Annotated in this window: 23 protein-coding genes and 1 riboswitch; of the genes, 11 read left to right on the top strand and 12 right to left on the bottom strand. The window is 65.9% G+C overall.

The genetic code is table 11. The annotated features are described in order from the left end of the window. Positions 1–43 precede the first annotated feature (43 nt). The 4 genes from FNL14_RS20910 to moeB all read right to left on the bottom strand — a co-directional run bounded on the left by FNL14_RS20910 (position 44) and on the right by moeB (position 4,194). Positions 44–1,294, bottom strand: a complete 1,251-nt coding sequence (locus FNL14_RS20910; protein ID WP_142064170.1) for an IS256 family transposase — start codon at positions 1,292–1,294, stop codon at positions 44–46. 141 nt (positions 1,295–1,435) lie between these two features. Further along, positions 1,436–2,344 (bottom strand): DDE-type integrase/transposase/recombinase, encoded by a 909-nt coding sequence (locus FNL14_RS20905; protein ID WP_142064164.1) that lies wholly within the window; start codon positions 2,342–2,344, stop codon positions 1,436–1,438. Positions 2,345–2,433: 89 nt separating this feature from the next. Next, positions 2,434–2,868, bottom strand: coding sequence for a hypothetical protein (locus FNL14_RS20900; RefSeq protein ID WP_142064161.1), 435 nt, complete (start codon positions 2,866–2,868; stop codon positions 2,434–2,436). A gap of 126 nt (positions 2,869–2,994) precedes the next feature. Continuing rightward, entirely contained in the window at positions 2,995–4,194 is a 1,200-nt protein-coding gene (gene moeB, locus FNL14_RS20895) for a molybdopterin-synthase adenylyltransferase MoeB (protein ID WP_142064158.1), read from the bottom strand. A gap of 84 nt (positions 4,195–4,278) precedes the next feature. On the opposite strand from moeB, the gene FNL14_RS20890 reads away from it, so the two are divergent. Genes FNL14_RS20890 through FNL14_RS20880 form a run of 3 tightly spaced genes read left to right on the top strand, consistent with a single transcriptional unit; the run spans position 4,279 to position 5,562 of the window. Continuing rightward, entirely contained in the window at positions 4,279–4,944 is a 666-nt protein-coding gene (locus tag FNL14_RS20890) for a TetR/AcrR family transcriptional regulator (RefSeq protein ID WP_091415407.1), read from the top strand. Positions 4,945–4,994: 50 nt separating this feature from the next. After that, the gene (locus FNL14_RS20885) at positions 4,995–5,219 is read left to right on the top strand and encodes a DUF3107 domain-containing protein (protein WP_091415405.1); all 225 of its coding nucleotides are present in this window, start codon (positions 4,995–4,997) and stop codon (positions 5,217–5,219) included. 40 nt (positions 5,220–5,259) lie between these two features. After that, positions 5,260–5,562 (top strand): hypothetical protein, encoded by a 303-nt coding sequence (locus FNL14_RS20880; RefSeq protein ID WP_142064156.1) that lies wholly within the window; start codon positions 5,260–5,262, stop codon positions 5,560–5,562. A gap of 76 nt (positions 5,563–5,638) precedes the next feature. Here FNL14_RS20880 and FNL14_RS20875 read toward each other — a convergent pair whose 3' ends face one another. The 4 genes from FNL14_RS20875 to FNL14_RS20860 all read right to left on the bottom strand — a co-directional run bounded on the left by FNL14_RS20875 (position 5,639) and on the right by FNL14_RS20860 (position 8,437). Beyond that, positions 5,639–5,977 carry a 4a-hydroxytetrahydrobiopterin dehydratase gene (locus tag FNL14_RS20875; protein WP_142064153.1) on the bottom strand — a complete coding sequence of 113 codons (339 nt, stop codon included), beginning with the start codon at positions 5,975–5,977 and terminating at the stop codon, positions 5,639–5,641. A gap of 52 nt (positions 5,978–6,029) precedes the next feature. After that, entirely contained in the window at positions 6,030–6,839 is an 810-nt protein-coding gene (locus FNL14_RS20870; RefSeq protein ID WP_142064150.1) for a thiazole synthase, read from the bottom strand. Positions 6,840–6,842: 3 nt separating this feature from the next. Beyond that, positions 6,843–7,079, bottom strand: a complete 237-nt coding sequence (gene thiS, locus FNL14_RS20865) for a sulfur carrier protein ThiS (protein ID WP_142064147.1) — start codon at positions 7,077–7,079, stop codon at positions 6,843–6,845. Beyond that, positions 7,076–8,437, bottom strand: coding sequence for an FAD-dependent oxidoreductase (locus FNL14_RS20860; RefSeq protein ID WP_370455896.1), 1,362 nt, complete (start codon positions 8,435–8,437; stop codon positions 7,076–7,078). The genes thiS and FNL14_RS20860 overlap by 4 nt, the downstream gene beginning before the upstream one ends. Further along, positions 8,430–8,548: riboswitch (TPP riboswitch) on the bottom strand. Its footprint overlaps the gene before it by 8 nt. A gap of 27 nt (positions 8,549–8,575) precedes the next feature. Here FNL14_RS20860 and thiE point away from each other — a divergent pair. The 4 genes from thiE (at position 8,576) to FNL14_RS20840 (ending at position 13,795) form a co-directional block, all read left to right on the top strand. Continuing rightward, positions 8,576–9,313, top strand: coding sequence for a thiamine phosphate synthase (gene thiE / locus FNL14_RS20855; RefSeq protein ID WP_142064144.1), 738 nt, complete (start codon positions 8,576–8,578; stop codon positions 9,311–9,313). Positions 9,314–9,445: 132 nt separating this feature from the next. After that, positions 9,446–10,933: an RNB domain-containing ribonuclease gene (locus FNL14_RS20850; RefSeq protein ID WP_142064141.1), complete on the top strand. Its 1,488-nt coding sequence runs from the start codon at positions 9,446–9,448 to the stop codon at positions 10,931–10,933. A gap of 289 nt (positions 10,934–11,222) precedes the next feature. Then, entirely contained in the window at positions 11,223–12,914 is a 1,692-nt protein-coding gene (locus FNL14_RS20845; protein ID WP_142064138.1) for a DEAD/DEAH box helicase, read from the top strand. Between the two features lie 8 nt (positions 12,915–12,922). Then, on the top strand, positions 12,923–13,795 hold the full coding sequence (locus FNL14_RS20840; protein WP_091415384.1) for a site-specific DNA-methyltransferase: 873 nt from the start codon (positions 12,923–12,925) through the stop codon (positions 13,793–13,795). A gap of 65 nt (positions 13,796–13,860) precedes the next feature. Here the strand turns inward: FNL14_RS20840 and FNL14_RS20835 are convergent, their stop codons facing one another. Next, entirely contained in the window at positions 13,861–14,709 is an 849-nt protein-coding gene (locus FNL14_RS20835; RefSeq protein WP_091415382.1) for a PHP domain-containing protein, read from the bottom strand. An 80-nt stretch (positions 14,710–14,789) separates the two neighbouring features. Here FNL14_RS20835 and FNL14_RS20830 point away from each other — a divergent pair, with 80 nt between their 5' ends. After that, on the top strand, positions 14,790–16,370 hold the full coding sequence (locus FNL14_RS20830; RefSeq protein WP_142064135.1) for an aminopeptidase P family protein: 1,581 nt from the start codon (positions 14,790–14,792) through the stop codon (positions 16,368–16,370). A gap of 71 nt (positions 16,371–16,441) precedes the next feature. Here the strand turns inward: FNL14_RS20830 and FNL14_RS20825 are convergent, their stop codons facing one another. After that, entirely contained in the window at positions 16,442–17,356 is a 915-nt protein-coding gene (locus tag FNL14_RS20825; RefSeq protein WP_255470950.1) for a general stress protein, read from the bottom strand. Between the two features lie 77 nt (positions 17,357–17,433). On the opposite strand from FNL14_RS20825, the gene FNL14_RS20820 reads away from it, so the two are divergent. Genes FNL14_RS20820 through FNL14_RS20810 form a run of 3 tightly spaced genes read left to right on the top strand, consistent with a single transcriptional unit; the run spans position 17,434 to position 20,539 of the window. Then, a complete protein-coding gene (locus FNL14_RS20820) occupies positions 17,434–18,717 on the top strand; it encodes a magnesium transporter MgtE N-terminal domain-containing protein (protein WP_091415376.1) in 1,284 nt (427 codons plus the stop codon). Beyond that, positions 18,701–19,399 carry a DUF1003 domain-containing protein gene (locus FNL14_RS20815; protein WP_091415373.1) on the top strand — a complete coding sequence of 233 codons (699 nt, stop codon included), beginning with the start codon at positions 18,701–18,703 and terminating at the stop codon, positions 19,397–19,399. The genes FNL14_RS20820 and FNL14_RS20815 overlap by 17 nt, the downstream gene beginning before the upstream one ends. Continuing rightward, a complete protein-coding gene (locus tag FNL14_RS20810) occupies positions 19,400–20,539 on the top strand; it encodes an Mrp/NBP35 family ATP-binding protein (RefSeq protein ID WP_091415371.1) in 1,140 nt (379 codons plus the stop codon). A gap of 18 nt (positions 20,540–20,557) precedes the next feature. Here the strand turns inward: FNL14_RS20810 and FNL14_RS20805 are convergent, their stop codons facing one another. Then, positions 20,558–20,971, bottom strand: a complete 414-nt coding sequence (locus tag FNL14_RS20805; protein WP_091415368.1) for a Sec-independent protein translocase TatB — start codon at positions 20,969–20,971, stop codon at positions 20,558–20,560. A 69-nt stretch (positions 20,972–21,040) separates the two neighbouring features. Beyond that, positions 21,041–21,709 (bottom strand): anti-sigma factor (locus tag FNL14_RS23405; protein WP_181762730.1); only part of this gene is annotated, 669 nt, incomplete at its 5' end.

The raw sequence follows: 21,709 nt of genomic DNA, 5'->3' as shown, positions 1-21,709 counted from the left end.
GGGACTGTCCGATAAACGGTGTGTGGGGTCCGGCTGGTTTTCATTATTGAGTGGTTCTTTCGAACCGGCCGGCGAAGGTAATAGCGAACGCGTTTAGTGCAGGCTTCCACCTGATTACCCAGCGTGCCCGACCGCCGCCGGTGGGATCAAGAGATCTGGTGACCAGGTACAGGCATTTCAGGGCAGCGGTTTCGTTCGGAAAGTGCCCGCGGGCCCTTACTGCCCTTCGGTAGCGCGCGTTGATCGACTCGATTGCGTTCGTCGTGCAGATCACCCGCCGGATCTCCACGTCGTACTCCAAGAAGGGCACGAATTCAGCCCAGGAGGATTCCCAGAGCCGCACGATGGCCGGATACCGCTGACCCCACTCAGCCGTGAACTCGGCGAACCGGTCCTTCGCCGCTTGCTCGGACGGGGCCGTGTAGACCGGCTTGAGCGCCTTGACGATCCCGTCGCGGTGCTGGCGTCCGGCGTAGCGGAAGCTGTTGCGGATCAAGTGCACGATGCACTGCTGCACGACCGTCCGCTCCCACGTGGTCGTAATCGCCTCCGGCAGGCCCTTGAGCCCATCGCAGACGGCGATCAACACATCCTCCACGCCCCGGTTCTTCAGCTCGGAAAAGACCTGCAGCCAGAACCGTGCACCCTCGCCGCCGTCGCCGGCCCATATGCCCAGAATCTCCCGCTCGCCGCTGGTGGTGACCCCCATGACGACATAGAACGGGGTGTTGCGCACCTGCCCGTCACGGACCTTGACCACGACCGCGTCGACAAAGAGCACCGGATACATCGGATCCAAAGGCCGGGCCGACCATTCGGCCAGCTCCGAGGCGACCTTCTCCGTGATGCGGCTGATCGTGTCTTTGGAGACCTTTGCCCCATAAACCTCCTCGAAGTGCGCCGCGATCTCCCCGGTCGTCAGCCCCCGGGCAGAGAGCGAGAGGACGATCTGGTCGATCCCGTCCAGACGCCGTTTCCGCTTGGGCACTATCACCGGCTCGAACGATCCGTCCCGATCCCGGGGCACCTCAATCTCGACCGGACCGATCTCGGTCAGCACGGTCTTGGACCTCGTACCGTTCCGCATGTTAGCGCCGACCGGCGTCTGGCCATGCTCGTGGCCCAGGTGCTCGGTCAGTTCCGCTTCCAGCGCGGTCTCCAGCACATTCCTCGTCAGCTGGTTCAGCAGCCCGCCCGGGCCTACCAGGCTCACGCCCTGCTCCTTGGCCTGCGCGAGCAACCGCTCCGCAAGCTCCTTCTGATCGATGATCTCTCCCGTCACAGGATCGATCATCACCCCTGTCATCTCGGTCGTGGACTCTGACACGGCCGTCTCCTTTCGGATCAGGCCGGACCCTCACACACCGTTATTCAGACAGTCCCGGAAAGTGAGAGAGCGTCCTTCGAAAGGCGCAGGCTGTCAAGCTGTGTGGAGTCATTGGGTTGGTTGTTTTGCTGCTGGTGCCGGGAGGTTGATGCCGGCGTGGCTGTCGGGGGTGGGTGTGCTGGGGCGCCGGTGGAAGCGTTCGGGGTTTTTGTCGTAGTAGCGCTGTAGTGCCTGGTCGCGTGTTTTCCAGAGTTCCTCCCAGGACCCGTCGTGGACCTGAGAGGGTGAGAAGAGTGCGATGCCTGAGTGTTTGTGTTCGGTGTTGTACCAGGGGACATAGTCGGCAAGGTAGGCCCGGGCGGTCTCGAGTTCTTTGAACACGCGTGGGTAGCCGGGCCGGTATTTCATGGTCCGGAATCCGGATTCTGAGAACGGGTTGTCGTTCGAGACGTAGGGCCGGTTGTGCGAGAGTTCCACTCCGTGGCTGGTGAGAGTGTCGCGAAGCAGGTTTGATCGCATCGCCGGCCCGGAGTCGGCGTGAACTATGCGCGGGGCGCCGTGTTCGGCGATGGCGGTTTCGAACATCTCCACGGCGAGATGGTCCGCTTCCCGTTCCTCGACCCGCCAGGCAACCATGTGGCGGGAGTAGATATCAAGGACTGAATAGGCTTTGAACGACTTTCCCCGCCAGGGTGAATACAGATCGGTGATGTCCCAGGACCAGACCTGACCAGGGCCGGTGGCCATCACGACGGGTTTCTCCCGCGGGGGCCGTTTGTTCCCGCTCCTGGTAGGGATCGCCGGGCGCAGCATCTGGTCCTCGATCTGGGCCGCGACCCGCCACCAGGTCCGCCGGGATGCGAGCATTACCCCGTTGTCCCAAGCCGCCGCGTAGGAATGGTCAACAGAGACCCGCTCGGCCCAGCCCTCCAGAATGTACTCTGCGATCCGGTCGCGGTCCGCCGTGCTGATCCGCGATTCATAGGCCCGCTCGGACTGTCCGAGCGGGTCCTGCACGCGTTCGCGGGGGTTCTGCCGGTAATGCCAGGTCGACCGTGATACTCCGGCAAACTCGAGGGCCTGACGCTGCGATCCGGTGAGCGTTGTCAGCTCCCGGACGAGCCGGTTCTCGGCTTCGATGAACTTTTCGGATCGTTCGCCCGGGCCGTATCGGGCTCTGGCACGTTCAACTCGTGCAAGAGCCCGATAGCTTTTCCCAGAGCTGTATTCGTGCCTTCAAGTTCACGGATACGGCCCTTGAGCTGTTCGACTTCGGACTCGTGTTGGGCGATCTCCTTGGCGCGCGCCTTTTCAAACGCGGACCACTCGCCATTCGTGCGGGCCATATTCCCATGCTCTCGTGGAATCAGATTCCGGTCGAGGTCACCCTCCTGAATCATCTTCCGCCACCGCCGGAACGTCCACTCAGTCACCGGCTGAGAGGCAAGCCATTCCTTCCTCGTCCCGTACGGCTGGACGTAATACTCATGCACCAATTCCCGAATCTCATCACGGCTAATACCTCGTGGACCAACAGTCATGGCTGCTCCTGCTCTCTTCGACTGACTGACTCACAACCAGCCTGACGCAGAGGGAGGGCACCTTAAGTGAGAGAGCGTTCCTAAAAAGCAAGCGTTAAGTGAGAGAGCGTTGCTGGTTTGGGGGCCTCAGTAGACGGGCTTGTGGGGTTCCACGTCGCGCACCCAGGCAAGGATTCCGCCGTCGAGATGGCTGACCCGCTGGTAGCCCGCCTTTTGTGCCGCGGCCAGCACGTTGGCTGACCGGGTGCCGGCCTTGCAGTGGAACACAATCTCTTTGTCCTGTGGAAGCTCATTCCACGCCTCGCCGGCCAGGATCCGGCCCTGCGGGATCAGCGTGGCGCCGTCGATCCGGACGATGTCGTACTCCCCCGATTCCCGCACATCCACCAGTTCGAAGTCCTTCAGCCCCGCCTTCCGCGAAGCGAGCATGGTGGCCAGCTGCGTGGCCGTGACGGTGTGTTCGGTATCCGACGGGGCCGCCGGCGTGATGCCGCAGAATGCCTCGTAATCCGTCAGCTCCGTGATAGGCGCCGCCGCAGGGTCTTTCGACACACGGATTTCGCGCCAGCTTCCGCCCAGTGCGTCAAAGAGTGCCACGCGGCCCAGCAGTGAACGTCCGACGCCGGTGATCAGCTTCACTGCCTCCGTCACCATCAGCGATCCCACCGCGGCGCAGAGCATGCCGAACACGCCTCCCTCGCCGCAGGAGGGCACGGAGCCTGCCGGCGGCGCCTCAGGGTAGAGGTCGCGGTAGGTGGGACCATGCTTCTCCCAGAAGACACTCACCTGGCCGTCAAACCGGAAGATGGAACCCCAGACGTAGGGCTTGCCCAGGATGGCGGCGGCATCGTTGACCAGGTAGCGGGTGGCGAAGTTGTCGGCGCCGTCCAGGATCAGGTCATAGTCGGCGAACAGCTCCAGGGCGTTGCCGGCATCGAGCCGGACATTATGCAGCCGGACGTCCACCAGGGGGTTGAGGGCGGCAATGGAGTCCCGTGCCGACTCGATTTTGGGCCGGCCCACGTCCGCTACGCCGTGGATGACCTGGCGCTGCAGGTTGCTGAGGTCAACGGCGTCGTCGTCGATGATGCCCAGGGTCCCCACTCCGGCGGCGGCGAGGTACAGCAGCGCCGGTGACCCCAGCCCGCCGGCACCGATCACCAGCACCTTTGCATTCTTGAGCCGCCGCTGTCCGAGCGCGCCGATCTCGGGAATGATGAGGTGCCGCGAGTAGCGTTCCACCTCGGCAGCAGTCAGCTCACCAGCCGGTTCAACCAGCGGATCCAGTGAAACTGTTGAAACATTTGCGGTGAATGTCGAAGCCATACTTCAATGTATGCCCCGGGATACCGCCGGGTCATATTACCCCGAAGTAGAGTGGGGGTAACAGCAAGGGAAAGAAGGACAACTGTGGTCCATGAAGCACGGGCCGGCCGCCCGTCCGCAGCCGAACCGCACACCGCCCCGCGCCCCGCCGGGCAACGGTCCGCCCGGCTTCCCAGGGACGAAAGACGTGCACAGCTCCTTTCCGCAGCACAGGAAGTTTTTGTGGCCAATGGCTACCACGGCGCAGCTATGGACGAGATTGCCGAGACCGCCCACGTCAGCAAACCCGTCCTCTACCAGCACTTCCCTTCGAAGCGTGAACTGTACCTGGCCCTGCTGGAAAGCCACCTGGCGTCCCTGACCGAGCTGATGCTGGGGGCCCTGAACTCCACCACGGACAACGATGAACGCGTCCAGGCCGTCATGCGGGCCTATTTCCAGTTCATCGCCAACGATGACCAGGCCCACCGGCTGGTGTTCGAATCGGACCTCATCAACGATCCCGATGTCAGCTCGCGGCTCGAAACCTTCAACCGGACCTTCGCCGATGCCATTGCCCGCGTCATCGCCGAAGACACCAAACTTCCGCACCTGGAAGCCGAACTGCTGGGCCGCGGGCTTGCCGGCATGGCCCAGGTCAGTGCGCGCTACTGGCTCGAAACGGACGGCAACCTGGACCTCGATGTGGCCAGCGACCTCATTTACCGTTTAGCTTGGCGCGGAATCTCTCGCTTCCCCAAAGAGTCCTAGACTACAAATAAGACATAACCGAGAAACGTGAACTGGCTGGGAGGCCCCCTGTGGAAGTAAAGATCGGCGTTCAGAACGTTGGCCGCGAAATTGTGCTCGAGTCAAACGAGGACGCAGACTCCGTGGCCAAGGTCGTCGAGGAAGCCATCAGCAACGGCGGTGACCTGCGCCTCAAGGATGACAAGGGACGCCTGATCATTGTTCCCGGCAAGGCCCTGGCATACGTTGAAATCGGCGCCGAAGAACAGCGCCGCGTAGGTTTCGGCCAGTTCTAGCCGCTGCCGTCCGGACAGGGCGGTTATTCCGAGGAGAGCCATGCTTTCGCTGACCATCGTGGTGCTGGTGACTGCCGCCGCAGGTTTCATCGTCTGGGCCAACGACAAACGCCACACTAAGTACGGCGTTGGCCTGCCCGCCGGCGTTGCAGTTGGCGTGGGAGCGTTGAGCTGGATCATCTTGATGGCTGCCGGTTTCGGCTACCGTCCGGGGCTGACCTGGATGCCGTGGGTCCTGCCCATGGTGCTCGGAGCAGCGGCGGCCGTGGCTGCAGTCATCTTCCTGGGCCGCGTCCGGGCCAAGCGGGATCTGGAACGGCTCACCGCGATTTTGCGGCTCTAACGGCAGAACCCCAAAGTTAAACGCCTGTGACCACTGCCCTGGGCAGTGGTCACAGGCGTTTAAACGCGCAGCATGATCAGGCGGCTGCTGGATGCTTCGCGGGCTCGGCAACGGCATGGACCGCGGCGGCGGCCTCACTGACTGCCTCAGCCGCCCCGACGTCGCGCGCGGTCACCTCTCCCCCGGCGTCATGGGAGGTGTAGCGGAGGAACACCCTGTTGTACCGCCAGTCCAGGTCCGGGTGGTGGTTTTGTTCTTCGGCCAGGCGTCCGACGGCGGCAATCAGCTCAAGCGCGGCGGCCGACGTCGGCACTTTGTACACGGTGAGGAGGGCGCCGTTGCGGTAGCGCCAGTCGGCCAGGACGGCCAGTGCGTCCTCGAGCCGTTCGGGGGAAAGAACGTCCTTGCTGGCCATGGCTGCTCCTTTGTTGCGTTGCCCATGCCCGGGCCGCCGCTGGCCGGAAGGGCTACAGGAACTCGGCCCGGCCTTCCATGGCCGACGACGCCAGTGCATGTTCGCGGCGCGGTATCCTGCCGGCCGCTTTCGCCAGCCTACCGGCGATCACCGCGTGTTTGAAGGCCTCCCCCATGAGGACAGGATTCTGGGCGCGGGTCACCGCCGTGGCCAGCAGGACAGCGTCGCAGCCCAGCTCCATGGCCAGGGCCGCATCCGAGGCAGTGCCGATGCCAGCGTCCAGGACCACCGGAACCGAGGCCCGGGACACAATCAGTTCGATGTTGTGCGGGTTCAGGATACCCAGGCCGGTACCGATAGGTGATCCGAGCGGCATTACGGCCGTGGCGCCAAGGTTCTCGAGCCGGAGGGCAAGGACAGGATCGTCGTTGGTGTAGGCGAACACTTTGAAGCCCCGGTGGACCAGCTGTTCCGTGGCGTCCACCAGTTCGACGGCGTCCGGCAGGAGCGTCTGCTCGTCCGCGATGACTTCCAGTTTCACCCAGTCGGTTTCCAGTGCCTCGCGGGCCAGCTCGGCCGTGAGCACGGCGTCCCGGGCGGTGAAGCAGCCGGCTGTGTTGGGCAGCACCCGGATGCCGTGGTCCACGAGCAGCTGGAACAGAGAGCCTGTCTCCGCCGTCGAATAGCGGCGCATGGCCACCGTGGTCAGGCTTGTCCCGGAGGCGAGGAGCGCAGCGCCGAGGCCGTCCAGGCTGGGTGCGCCCCCCGTGCCCATGATGAGCCGGGATTCCAGTTCGACGCCGTCAATGACAAGCGGATCGTGGAGCGCGGCAGAGGTTGCAGCAGTGATGGTTTCGCTCATGGGTCAGCCTCCCTGCACAGCCGTGACGAGTTCGACCTCGTCGCCGTCCGCGAGCGCAGTGGCGAACCACTGGCTGCGCGGCACTACCTGGGCGTTGTGTGCCACGGCCATACCGAGCTTCTGCCCATCCGTGGCCTGCCCGTCCGCGCCGAGGGGACGGCCGGTGACCTGGCTGACGAGCTGCGTGATGGAAGCACCATCCGGCACTGGGTGCGGGGTTCCGTTCAAGGTGATGTTCATACTGATTCCTTTGTGGGCGGTTGGTGGCTCAGGCGGCCGGTTGGGAAGCGGGTAGTCGCGGCGGGTGTGGCGTTGAAGCGGGACGGGTTGAAGGGTGCCCAGCGGGGATCCTCGCGGCCGTCCAGGAGGTCCCGGCAAATGGCGGCTGCGGCCGGCGTCAGGTGGACGCCGTGGCGAAAGAACCCGGTGGCCACGATGAGGCCGGGGACGTGTCCGGCCTGTCCCGCAATGCCTTGCGTTGCGGGCACGCGCCCCAGCAGCGGGGCATTGTCCGGGGTTCCGGGCCGGGCGCGGGCAGTGCATTCCAGCAGTTCGAGTTCGGCGACGGCGGGAACCAGCACCTGCGCGTCGCGCAGGAGCTGGTAGACCCCACCGGCGGAAACGGCATGCGCAGTAGCCGGCGCGTCTTCGCGCTGGGTTGCCCCAATGACCACGGTGCCGTCCCGCCGGGGAACGATGTACACCGGAACGCCGTGGACCAATCCGCGGACCGTGGAGGTCACCAACGGCTGCAGGTGCCGGGGCACGGCGAGCCGCAGGATGTCCCCATAGACGGGCCGCAGCGGAAGGTGCAGGCCTTCCGGGAGTGATTGAAGTTCTGCCGCGTGCAGCCCGTTCGCCACCACGGTCTCTGCGGCCAGGATGGTTCCCCCGCCGGCCAACTGCACGCCGGCAACGGCCCCGTCCTGCCACAGAAGTGCCGTTGCCTTGTCCGGCACCGAGTAGCCGTCGACGGCGCCTGCTACAGCTGTGCCATCGCCCCCGGCCCCGTTCGCGTCACTGCCGCTGCCGTGGCCGCCGTGGCCGGCGAGCGCCTGACGCAGGCAGTCCACCAGCAGCCTCGGATCCACCTGGTGATCGGCCGGGGTGTCCAGCGCGCAGGCGATCGCCGGGCTGAGCAGTGGCTCCCGTTGACGGGCTTCGCGGACGGTGAGCGGTTCCACGCTGAGGCCGTTGGCCTGCTGTACTCCGCGCAGGTCCATCAGTGCCCGGCGGTCCGCGGCGTCGCCACCCACGGCGAGGGTCGGCGTCGTGATGTATCCCGGATCAGCACCCGATGCTGCGCGGAGCCCGGCAATAAAAGCGGGCCAGCGCGTCGAACTGTCCAGCATCAGCTCCAGGAGGCCCTCCTCCTGGTAGTGCAGTTCGCTGACGGGGGCGAGCATCCCGGCGGCCGCCCAGCTGGCACCCGAACCCGGTGCGTCGTCGATGAGCACCACGGACCGCCCGGAGCGTTGTGCCTCCCAGGCGATCCCATGGCCGATAACCCCGCCGCCTATGACGGCGACGTCAGCCTGGATGGTGCCGCCGGCGCGCGCGGCCTGTTGTTTCATTGCGCGGCCAGATAGTGCGCCCATGTGTCTCCTTCCCTACGCCGGTACTAGCCGGATCAGGTCAAGCGGTCGGCTCTGACGCCCTCTCAGCCCGGCGCTTTGTGACAGCTGCCGCGGGCTCCCGCAGTACGAGGCAAGTGTAGAGGAACTAGGCTTGCCCCCATGAATGTGTCCCACACTCCTGCCGCCGGCACCGATGTCCTCAGCACCACCAAAATCAGCAACGGCCTCAGCTCCGCGCGCCTGTATCTCTGCACGGATGCCCGCAAGGACCGCGGCGATTTCGGGCAGTTCGTGGATGCCGCTTTTGCCGGCGGCGTGGACATCATCCAGCTCCGGGACAAGACCATTGAGGCCGCGGAGGAACTGGAAATCCTGGCCGTGCTGAAGGAAACCGCGGAGCGCCACGGCCGCCTGTGGGCTGTCAATGACAGGGCTGACATTGCAGTGCTGTCCGGCGCGCCGGTGTTCCACATCGGCCAGAAGGACCTTCCCCTCGCTGCCGCGCGCACCCTGCTCAACGGCAACGCAGCCATCGGACTGTCCAGCCATGCACCGGAGCAGGTGGACGCGGCCCTTGCGGCAGCGGCCGGACCCGCGGGGCTGGACTACTTCTGCGTGGGCCCCGTGTGGGCAACGCCCACCAAACCGGGGCGGGCCGCCGTCGGGCTTGAGCTGGTGAAGTACGCTGCCGCGGCGGCCAGTGCTGGGGGACAGGAAGGACAGCCCGACGCCGGTGTCCCCTGGTTTGCCATCGGCGGCATCGACCACGGCAACGTTGAGCAGGTAGTGGAAGCAGGCGCCCGCCGCATTGTGGTGGTCCGGGCCATCACGGAGGCGGACGATCCCTCGGCCGCCGCCGCATCGCTCCTCGCAGCCTTGGATGCCCCCGGTTCCTGAGGCTGTCCGGTCTCCGGCGATACGGTTCACTGACCATCCAGTCCGCTGACGCCCGCTACCCTGGTTTTACCGTGCGCCCTTCCCGGCCCGGATGCCTGCATTATCGCCGGAATTCGAGTTAGGCTGATTTTCGTGTCACACCATCGGCTGGCTCCCAACGTCCACCAGCACAACAACGCGCTCGAGGCGGCGCTCAGTGCGCTGCGGACCGAACTGGAGCTGCCTGGCGCCTACCCTGACGACGCCGTGGCGGATGCCAAAGCGGCCGTCGAATCCCTGCAGCTGCCCGCCTACGACCTCACCGCCGTCGAGTTCGTCACCATTGATCCCGCCTCCTCCACCGACCTGGACCAGGCACTGTTCATCGAGCCCGACGGCGACGGGTACCACGTGCTCTACGCCATCGCCGACGTGCCCGCATTCGTCACGCCCGGCGGACCGTTGGACGCGGAAACAAGGCGCCGCGGACAGACGTTCTACGCCCCCGACGGGCGGATCCCGCTGCATCCGGAAATCATCAGTGAACAGGCCGGCAGCCTCCTTCCGGACCAGGACTGCTCTGCATTCGTCTGGGATTTCCGCCTGGACAGTGCCGCGGAGGTCACGTCCGTCGCCGTCAGGCGGGCCCGTATCCGCAGCCGGGCCAAGCTCAGCTACAAGGGCACGCAGGCGGAACTGGACGCCGGAACGGCTCCGCCGGTGCTGAAGCTCCTTAAAGAGGTGGGGCTCAAGCGCGTGGAACTGGAGCGTGCCCGCGGCGGCGCCAGCCTGAACATGCCCGACCAGGAGATCGTCCAGCTGCCCGACGGCGGCTACCGGATCGCTGCTGCTCCCCAGCTGCCCGTGGAGGACTGGAACGCCCAGATCTCGCTGATGACCGGAATGGCAGCGGCCCGCCTCATGCTCACGGGAAAAGTGGGCATCCTGCGCACCATGCCATCGCCCGATGAGCGCTCGCTGAACCATTTCCGGCTGCAGACCGAAGCCCTGGGCAAGCCCTGGGACGGTGAAGTCAGCTACGGCGAGTACCTGCGGAGCCTGGACCCCACCGATCCCCGCCAACTGGCCATCATGCACTCCGCCGGGATGTTGTTCCGCGGCGCTGCCTACACGGCCTTTGACGGGTCCGTGCCCGAAGATGCCGTCCAGTCCGCCATCGGCGCCGCCTATGCGCACACCACTGCCCCGCTGCGCCGCCTGGTGGACCGCTTTGTCCTGGTCATCTGTGAGGCGTTGAGCAACGGCGGCAAGGTACCGGGCTGGGCACGGGATGCCCTGCCAACGTTGCCGGAAATCATGGCCGGATCCGACCAACTGGCGTCGCGGATGGAGAAAATGGCCCTGGACACTGTGGAGGCGGCCCTGCTGGTCAACCACGTGGGCCAGGAGTTCGACGCGATCGTCATTTCCGGTTCCAAGCCCCAAAAGGACAACGGGAAAAACGGCAACGGCAAGAACGGGAACGGCAACGGGAACGGCGGTTCGGGGACCATCCAGATCGCGGACCCCGCGGTTACGGCCCGCTGCGCCGGCGAGCTGGAGCCCGGAACAAAGGTCCGCGTGCGCCTGGTCTCCTCGGATATCGCCACCCGGGAAGTCCATTTCGAGCTGGTCCAATAGCAGCACTGGGGCGGTGTTGAAGGCCCAAAGCCGGTATTTGGGCTCCCTGCCGCTAGACTGAAGGAGTAGAAATGGATGCCCGGTCGTTGATTTCCTTGATTTGAAACCAACAAGCCCGCCCCTACGCGATCTTGAGATTTACCCGTTGGTCACCAGTGCCAGCATTTAGATAGCCCGCGATCGGCTTCCACTGGAATTGCTTGTGCGCCCGAGCGTGCTCCGGAACAGCCTTACGGCAGGCCCGTTGAGCAGGCAGCGCCAATGCCCAAATGAATAAGGAAACTCCCCAGTGAGTGAATTGCATACCCACCAGCTCCTGACCGACGAGTCCGGCACCGAAACCATCGAGCCCGAAGAAACCATCATCTCGGATGAGAAGCCGCATGAGATCGCGGAAAAATCCTTCGCGGACTACAACGTGCGCGCCGACATCGTGGAATCCCTGGCCGACGCCGGAATTACACACCCGTTCCCCATCCAGGCCATGACGTTGCCGGTGGCCCTGTCCGGCCACGACATCATCGGCCAGGCCAAGACCGGTACCGGCAAGACCCTCGGTTTCGGCATCCCCGCGCTGCAGCGCGTGGTGGGCCAGGACGATCCCGGTTATGACAAGCTCGCGGTCCCCGGTGCGCCGCAGGCCCTGGTCATCGTTCCTACCCGCGAACTCGCAGTGCAGGTGGCCAATGACCTGCAGACCGCGTCGCGGAAGCGCAACGCCCGCATTGCCACCATCTACGGCGGCCGCGCCTATGAGCCCCAGGTGGAAGCCCTGAAGCAGGGCGTAGAGGTTGTGGTGGGCACTCCTGGCCGCCTCATCGACCTCTTCAAGCAGAAGCACCTGAGCCTGAAAAACGTCAAGATCGTCATCCTGGACGAGGCCGACGAGATGCTGGACCTCGGCTTCCTGCCCGACGTCGAAACCCTCATCGCCGCAACGCCGGCCGTGCGCCAGACCCTGCTGTTCTCCGCCACCATGCCCGGCCCGGTCATCGCCATGGCCCGCCGCTACATGACCCAGCCCACCCACATCCGTGCCGCGGACCCGGAGGATGAAGGCCTGACCAAGCGCGACATCCGCCAGCTGATCTACCGCGCGCACAGCATGGACAAGATCGAGGTGGTGGCCCGCATCCTCCAGGCCAAGGGCCGCGGACGCACCATCATCTTCACCAAGACCAAGCGCACTGCCGCCAAGGTGGCCGAGGAACTGGTGGACCGCGGGTTCGCCGCCGCCGCCATCCACGGCGACCTCGGCCAGGGCGCCCGCGAGCAGGCACTCCGGGCCTTCCGCAACAACAAGGTGGACGTCCTCGTGGCCACCGACGTGGCTGCCCGCGGCATCGACGTCGAGGACGTAACCCACGTCATCAACTACCAGTGCGTCGAAGACGAAAAGATCTACCTGCACCGCGTGGGCCGTACCGGCCGCGCCGGCAACAAGGGCACTGCCGTCACTTTCGTGGACTGGGACGACATGCCCCGCTGGGGCCTGATCAACAAGGCCTTGGGCCTGAGTGTGCCCGAGCCGGTGGAAACGTACTCATCCTCCCCGCACCTGTACACGGACCTCGACATCCCTGAGGGCACCAAAGGCCGCCTGCCGCGCGATAAGCGCACCCTGGCCGGCGTCGACGCAGAGGTCCTGGAGGACCTGGGCGAGACCGGCAAGAAGAACAGCCGCAGCGGCCGCGACGCAGGCCGGGCCCGCGACGGCCGTGACCGGGACAACCGCGGCCGTGAAGGCCGTGGCGGTAACCGCGAAGGCGGCCGCACGGGCGGGGACACCAGCCGCTCCGGTGAGCGCCGCCGTCGTACGTCCGATGCGGCGGAAAGCCCTGCCGCCGCCGGCGAGGCCCCCGCCGCCACCGAAACGGAACAGCCCTCACGTACCCGCCGCCCGCGGACGCGGACCCGCCGCCGCAACGGTGAGGTCGTGGCCGGCGACAAGGCCGCACAGCCTGGCAGCACCGAGGCCTAAACCCCTATATGACTGACACTGTCTGGGCGCCGGACGGCAGCAGCCTGGTGGTTCACGCGGACAACGCGGACTTCCTCCCCTCGCTGCCGGACGGCGCCTTCACACTGATTTATGTGGATCCGCCGTTTAACACCGGCCGGCCGCAGCAGCGCCAGCAGACCACCATGGTGGCCAATGCTGAGGGCACCGGCGACCGGCTGGGCTTTAAGGGGCGCTCCTACGACACGATCAAGGGCGCGCTGCACCGCTACGACGACGCGTTCAGTGATTATTGGTCCTTCCTCGAGCCGCGGCTCGTGGAGGCGTGGCGCCTGCTGGCCGACGACGGCACCCTGTACCTGCACCTGGACTACCGCGAGGTGCACTACGCCAAGGTGATGCTGGATGCGATCTTCGGCCGGGAATGCTTCCTGAACGAGATCATCTGGGCCTATGACTACGGCGCCCGGGCCAAAAACCGGTGGCCCACCAAGCACGACAACATCCTGGTGTATGTGAAAAACCCGGCGAAGTACCACTTCGACAGCGCCGAGGTGGACCGCGAGCCGTACATGGCCCCGGGACTGGTGACCCCTGCCAAGCGTGAACTGGGAAAGCTGCCCACTGACGTCTGGTGGCATACCATCGTCTCCCCCACCGGCAAGGAAAAAACCGGCTACCCCACGCAGAAGCCCGAAGGCCTGGTCCGACGCGTGGTGGCAGCCTCAAGCCGGCCCGGCGACTGGTGCCTGGACTTCTTCGCCGGCTCCGGGACACTGGGGGCCGTCTCCGCGAAGCTCGGCCGGAGGTTTGTGTGCGTGGACCAGAACCAGCCTGCCATCGACATCATGGCCAAGCGCCTCGGTGCGCACGCCCAGTTCACGTCCTTCCCGCCCAAGTAAGTAGCGCCAAGTGTCGTTTTGACGCTCCAAAACGACACATAGCGCTACCCAGTTGGGGCGGGGGGTCAGGGGCGGACGACGGTGGTTCCCGTCCCCAGCTCCTCGATCCTGGCGAGGACCTCAGGGGCGGTGACGTTTTCGCCGAGCAGGTTCGGTTTGCCGGTCCCGTGATAGTCCGAGGACCCGGTGATCAGCAGGTCATGCTTTGCGGCGAGCCTTCGCAGGAACCCGCGGCCTTCCTCAGGGTTGTCGCGGTGGTCGATTTCCAGGCCAGCCAGTCCGGCGTCGATCATCTCCTGGTAGACGCGCTCCCCCACAATCCGGCCGCGCGCGGAGGCTACCGGGTGGGCGAACACGGGAACTCCTCCCGCTGCACGGACCAGTTCGACGGCGGTGGCCGGGTCCGGCGCATAGTGCTGGATGAAGTAGCGGGACCGGGAGGTGAGGATGGACGCAAACGCCTCGGACCGGTCCTCCACCACGCCGGCCGCCACGAGCGCGTCGGCGATGTGCGGGCGGCCCAGGGTGGCGCCCGGCGCCACATGGTGGATGACGTCGTCCCAGGTGAGCGGGTAATCCTCGGCCAGCAGGGTGACCATCCGCTCAGCACGGGTCAGCCGGGCATCCTTGGCCTTGGTGATTTCCTCCAGCAGCCCTGGATGGTCCGGATCATGCAGGTAGCTCAGGAGATGGACACTGATTCCCTGCTCCGTCCGGCACGAGACCTCCATCCCAGGCACCAGCGCAACGCCGTACTCCACGGCAGCAGCGGAAGCCTCGGCCCAGCCCGCGGTGGAGTCATGGTCGGTCAGCGCCACCACGTCCAGCCCCGCACGGGCAGCGGATGCCATCACGTCGGCCGGTTTTTCCGTGCCGTCGGAAACATTGGAGTGGGCATGCAGGTCAATCCTCACCTGCCCAGCCTAGTTGACCCCGGCTCCCATGATCATGCAGGTATTCGCACAAGCCTTCATGCTGGTGAGACGATGGTGCCGTGAACGATGCCGATAACACCCCCGATTCTGCTTCCCAGCCCCTGGACGAGCGCGTGAACAACCGCTCCCAGCGGCCCAGTTCCGACGCCTTCAAGGCTTTTATGGCCAGCAACTGGGCGCCGTCCAGCCAGGAACTCCCGGCGCGCGACGCCGTGGCCAGCTACGCCGCGACCCGGCGCAAGGCCATCTCCGGCCTGTTCAAAGGCGAACGCCTGGTCATCCCTGCCGGGCCATTGAAGGTCCGCTCCAACGACTGCGACTACCGCTTCCGCCCCCACTCCGGCTTCGCGCACCTCACCGGGCTCGGCCTTGACCATGAGCCGGACGCCGTCCTGATCCTGGAGCCTGTAGAGGAAGGAAAGGGCGACGACGGCGCGAACCACCGTGCCACGCTGTACTTCCGGCCCCTGGCCGGCCGCGATACCGAACAGTTCTACGCCGATTCGCGCTCCGGCGAGTTCTGGATCGGGGCACGCCCCACGCTGGCCGAATTCGAGGCCCGCCTGGGCCTGGCCACTGCCCATATCGACCAGCTCGAGACGGCCATCACCAAGGATGTGGGCGCCCCGGAGATCGGCGGCATCTCCATCCGCCTGGTACGCAAGGTGGACGAAAACATCGACGCCCTGGTGGACACTGCCCGGTACAACACCGCCAAGGACCCGGACAACCTGGACCTCGCTGTGCTGGATGCCCTGGATGAGAAGCTCAGTGAAGCCCTCTCCGAGCTGCGCCTGCTGAAGGACGAGTGGGAGGTCGAGCAGATGAAACTCGCCGTCGCCGCCACCGTGGAAGGGTTCGAAGAGGTAGTCAAGGCCCTCCCCCGCGCGCTGACGCACGCCCGGGGTGAACGGGTGGTGGAGGGCGCCTTCTTCGCCCGCGCCAGGGAGGTGGGCAACGAACTCGGCTACGACACCATCGCCGCCTCCGGCAACAACGCCACCGTCCTGCACTGGACCCGCAACACGGGCAGGATCAACGCCGGCGAGCTCCTGCTGGTGGACGCCGGGGTGGAAGCCGACTCGCTGTACACCGCGGACATCACCCGGACCCTGCCCGCCACCGGAGTGTTCAGCGACGTCCAGCGCAAGGTCTACGAGGCTGTCCTGGACGCCGCAGACGCAGGATTCGCCGCGGCGCAGCCCGGCACAAAATTCCGCGACATCCACACCGCTGCCACCACCGTACTGGCCGAGCGGCTCGCCGAATGGGGCCTTCTTCCCGTCAGCGTGGAAGAGGCCATCAGCCCGGAGGGCCAGCAGCACCGGCGCTGGATGCCGCACGGCACCAGCCACCACCTGGGCCTGGATGTCCACGACTGCGCGCAGGCCAAGCGGGAGCTCTACCTGGACGGCATTCTCAGCGAAGGCATGGTGTTCACCATCGAGCCCGGCCTGTACTTCAAGGAAGAGGACCTCGCAATTCCGGAGGAGTACCGCGGCATTGGCGTCCGCATCGAGGATGACATCCTGATGACCGCCGCAGGCCCCGTCAACCTCAGTGCCGCCCTGCCCCGCAAGGCCGAGGACGTGGAGAACTGGATGGCCGGCATCTACCGCGAAGCCGAGGGGACACACTAGCTCCCCGTATTACCCAAAAGCGGGGCCACCGGAATTTTTCCGGTGGCCCCGCTTTTGCATTGTGGGAACGGCTACTGCCGCGAATCGCCCGACGGGCGCTGCTCATCCACGGGACGAGGCTCCTCAAGGGGGCCCTGGTCGCCGGCCGGGCGCTGGGGCGCGGCCTGCGCATCGGCGGAAGGACCAGGCTGCGGCAGCCGGACGCCGTACTGGGGCCGGCCGTCGGGCAGGTCCGGGTAACGCCTGGCGGGCGCCGGGGAAGCCGGCTGCGCGACGCCGTCGTCCTGCTGCCCGGCAGAGGCGCCGTAGGCCGGGCTTTCCTGCGCAGATGAACCAGGGGCCTGGACAGAAGAACCGGTTGACTGGCCATAAGGATCGTTCCAGCCGTTGGGGCGGGCGGGGCCCTGGCCCGGCTGCTGGTAGGGCTGGTTCTGGTAGTCGCGCTGGGTATAGGGACCGCTGCCTGCGGCGGCGTCCGAGCGCGTCATGGGCAGCTGCTGCAGGAGCCGCCGTGCTTCGTGTGCAGCCTCGGGCGCCACGATGACGTCATAGTTGGTGGCCACCACCTGGCTGGTGGACGTGAAGTCGCGCTTTCCCCGCTGCATCGCGTACGTGACAATGCCGAAGAGCATAAAGAAGGCTGCACCCATCAACACGGACGTCAGGATGGAAAAGTACCCCGGTGACGGCGCGAAGAAGGAGAGCATCACGCCAACGAACAAACCGAACCACATGCCGCTCAGCGCACCGGACAAGGCCACCCGCGGGTAGCTCAGGCGCCCCGTTACCCGCTCCACCATCTTCAGCTCATTGCCCACGATGGACACCATCTGCACGGGGAACTGCTGGTCCGCGAGGTAGTCCACCGCCTTCTGGGCGTCCAGGTAGGAAGTGTAGGAGCCGACGGTGTCGCCGGTGGGAACGGCCCTGGCTTCGTCCATGCCGTTGGGGCCGCCGGCCTTGGGAGCACCAAATATGTTTGCCATAGTCCCATTCTTGCCCATCAGCATGTGTGCTGCCTGTAAATTCCGCTAAAAGAGAGCAGACTCGGTAGCCTGTAGGAGTGAGTACAACACCTACCCGCGTCTTCGTGGCGCGCCTGCTGGGACTCGACGTCTTCGACCCGCTGGGCGACCGGCTGGGCCGGCTGCGCGATGTTGTTGTGCTCTCCCGCGGGACGCAGGGAGCCCCGCACGTGGTGGGCATCGTGGTGGAAGTACCCGGCAAAAAGCGCGTCTTTGTGCCCATGACGCGGATTACCTCGATCGACCAGACACAGATCATCTGCACGGGCCTGGTCAATCTGCGCCGCTTCGAACAGCGCGGCGCCGAAACACTGGTGGTGGCGGAAATGTTCGACCGCCGCGTCACCCTCCGCGACGGCAGTGGCGACGCCACCATCGAGGACATCGCCATGGACCAGAGCCGCTCACGCGACTGGTTCGTCAGCAAGCTCTTTGTCCGCCGCGGCCATTCGCTCTCGCCGCTAAGCCGGCTGCGGCGCAACGAAACCCTGATCATCGACTGGGCGGACGCCCTGCAGGGCCCCCGCACCGAGCCGCAGGCCGCCACCCAGTTCGTGGCAAACCACGAGGACCTCAAACCCGCCGACTTCGCCGAAGCACTGCAGGAAATGAGCGATAAACGCCGTTTCGAGGTGGCCAGCGAACTCCAGGACGAACGGTTGGCCGACGTCCTGCAGGAGCTTCCGGAGGATGACCAGGTGGAGATCCTCTCCGCCCTGGACGTCCAGCGCGCCGCCGATGTGCTGGAGGAAATGGACCCCGACGACGCCGCCGACCTCCTCGGTGAGCTTCCCTCGGCGCAGGCAGAGGAACTGCTCCAGCTGATGGAGCCCGAAGGCGCAGAGGACGTCCGGCGGCTCCTGGAATACGACGAGGACACTGCCGGCGGCCTGATGACCCCCGTGCCGGTGATCCTGCCGCCCGAAGCCACTGTTGCCGAGGCCCTTGCGCACGTGCGGCGCGAGGAGCTCTCCCCCGCACTGGCTTCCTCGATCTTCATCGCCCGGCCACCACTGGAGACGCCCACTGGCCGGTTCCTGGGCGTGGTCCACATCCAGCAGCTCCTCCGGTTCCCGCCGTTCGAGTCGCTGGGCAACCTCGTGGACAAGAACCTGGAGCCGTTGTCCGACCAGGCCCATATCAGCGAAGTGGCCCGGACCCTGGCCACGTACAACCTGAACTCCCTCCCGGTAGTTAACGATGCCGGCCGGCTTGTGGGGGCGGTGACTGTCGATGACGTTCTGGATCATCTGTTGCCCGATGACTGGCGCGCCCACGATGGCGAAGCCCCGATAAGAAGGCTCGGTGGCCGTATTGGCTGACAACAGCGTTCCAAAGAACCCCGGCCAGCGGCCCTCACCGAAGGCGGTGCCCGCGGGGAGCCTCGATACACCGCTGAGCGGCCGCCAGCGGATCCTGCCCAAATTCTCCCCGGACCCGGACGCGTTTGGGCACGCCACTGAAGGCTTTGCCCGGTTTATGGGCACGCCGCAGTTCTTGGTCTACATGACAGTGTTTGTGGTCATCTGGCTTGCCTGGAATACCTGGGCGCCGCTGGAATGGCAGTTCGACTCCCGTGACCTCGGTTTTACGTTGCTGACCCTGATGCTGTCCCTGCAGGCGTCCTACGCCGCGCCGCTGCTGCTGCTCGCGCAAAACCGCCAGGACGACCGTGACCGGGTCTCGCTGCAGCAGGACCGCCAGCGCGCCGAACGCAACCTGTCCGACACCGAGTACCTGACCCGCGAACTGGCCTCGCTGCGCATCGCCCTGCGTGAGGTGGCAACCCGCGACTACGTCCGCGCCGAACTGCGCTCGCTCCTGGAAGACATGCTGGAAGCCCAGGAAGAGCTCCGCACCCACGATTCAACCGGCCAGGGGCAGCACGAGTCTCCACGGGACAAGGTCCGGGAAAAGCTCAAGGAACAGCGTGAGCGGCAGCGGAATCCGCGCACCCAGCAGATTCCCCGGGTCAAACCGGGCCATTCAACCCAGGAACGTTAATTGAGCGCACCTACCGCCAGCCCCTCCCAGGAGGCTGTCAACGCCGCCCTGGCCACAGTCATCGATCCGGAGCTTCGCCGTCCCATCACCGAGCTTGGCATGGTGGAATCAGTGGAAATTGCCGACGACGGCCGGGTCACCCTCGCCGTCCTGCTCACCATCGCGGGGTGCCCGTTGCGGGATACCATCACCTCAGACGCCACCAAGGCGCTGCAGGCAGTCCCCGGGGTGACCGCCGTCGGCGTGGACCTCAAAGTGATGACCCAGGAACAGCGCGACGCCCTCAAGGAGCTGCTCCGCGGGGCTGCAGGCCAGCGCGGCATCCCGTTCAACCAGCCCGACTCCCTGACGAAGGTCTACGCCGTGGCCAGCGGCAAGGGGGGCGTGGGAAAGTCCTCGGTGACCGTCAACCTGGCCTGCGCGCTGGCCGCCCAGGGGCTGCGGGTAGGCATCGTTGACGCAGACGTCTACGGTTTCTCTGTTCCCGCGCTGATGGGGATCACCCAGGCGCCCACCCGGGTGGACGACATGATCCTTCCGCCCGTTGCCTACGGCGTGAAGGTCATTTCCATCGGGATGTTCGTCAGCGGCAACCAGCCGGTGGCCTGGCGGGGTCCCATGCTGCACCGCGCCCTGGAGCAGTTCCTGACCGATGTGTACTTCGGCGACCTGGACGCCCTGTTCCTGGACCTGCCGCCCGGCACCGGAGACATTGCCATCTCCGTGGCCCAGCTGCTGCCGAAGGCGGAGATCCTGGTGGTCACTACACCGCAGGCAGCTGCCGCGGACGTCGCCGAGCGTGCCGGCGCCATCGCCACCCAGACCGGGCAGAAGGTGGCGGGCGTTATCGAGAACATGTCGTACCTGGAAATGCCCGACGGCGGCCGGATGGATTTGTTCGGAAGCGGCGGCGGGACGGTGCTTGCTGAGAGGCTGACGGCCACCGTGGGCGAGGACGTTCCGCTGCTCGGACAGATCCCGCTGGATATCAAGCTGCGGGAGGGCGGCGACACGGGGTTGCCGATCGTCCTGGGCCAGGCAGAGACGCCCGCTGCTGAGGCGCTTTTGGCGATTGCCGGCCGGCTTGCTGCCAGGCCACGTGGCCTGGCGGGAATGAAGCTGGGGCTGCAGCCGCGCTGACCTTCCCCGGAAGGTTGGCTAGGTGGCTTCCGTATCGTACGGTGCGGCTTCGCCGGGCGGCAGCGTCTGCAGCACCCGCTCGGGCCGCTGGGGAGCGGCAGTGTCAGCTGCGGCGACAGCAGCGGCACCCGAGACTGCGGCAACGGCTGCGGGCGCACCGGCGCTGACGGGCTTGGTGTCGTCGTCGAGCAGCGCTTCCTTGATGATGCGCCGGGGATCGTACTGGCGGGGATCGTACTTCTTCCAGTCGACATCGTCGATGTCGATCCCTACTTCTTCCTTGATCTGTTCGCGCGCGCCAGAGGCCATGCGGCGGACTTCCTTGACCAGGTTGGCAAGTTTCTGCGTGTATTCGGGCAGCCGCTGGGGGCCGATCACGAGGACGCCAATGATCAGCAGAAGGAAGAACTCCGGGCCGTTGATTCCAAACACTTTAGGAAGATTACCCTCTCCGGGCTGCCAGTGACGATTCCCGTCCGTAGCGGGCGGAATCCGTCCCGATTACGGGATAAAAAGAGCCAGGATCTTGTTCAGTCCGCGCTGCAGCCGGGTTGCCAAGGGCTCCCCGCCCTGTGACGGCGGCCTGTCCAAGGCTTCGGCAAAAACACCTTCGGCCGCGCGCTCGCTCAACTGCTGCAGGATGGGAACGGCATCGTCGGCTTGCTCGGCCGGCAGGTTGGACTGGTAGGTGAACGTCCGTCCCGGAGCCCGGTAGGTGGCCGACCAGGGCGAGGACGCGAGGACCTGCAGCGGCTCTCCGCCCGCCTCAGCCGCCGGATCAGCTTCCGGCCCTGCACTATGGCGTTCAGTGACCGTTGCGTAGTGCGTCCCGTCGGAAAGCTTCAGCTCGACGGCGGGCGCGCCCTCCAGCACCATTGCCTTTGCTGACTCAAGGTGGAATCCCATTGCTTCAAGGTCCGGGCATACCCAGCCCTCGGTCCGCAGGGCGGACAGCCGCTCAGCGCTCAGTGGCCTGCCGTCGGCTGGTGTCTGCGATGACACGTGGGCGAGGGTGGCGGCCGCCATCGTTCCATCGGGGCCGGCAGGGTCACCGGCGACGGCAAAGGCACCGGCCGCGAGGACGCCGGCCGCCGCCACTGTTCCGCCGGCAGACATCGCCAGGATACGGACGGCTGCCCGGGGGGCCTGGCGGTGGGTGTGGGGAAGCGG

The organism is Pseudarthrobacter sp. B4EP4b, from assembly GCF_006680095.1.
Lineage (GTDB): Bacteria > Actinomycetota > Actinomycetes > Actinomycetales > Micrococcaceae > Arthrobacter.
Note: the sequence above shows the minus strand (reverse complement) of the source record. Positions and strands in the feature narration are given on the sequence as shown.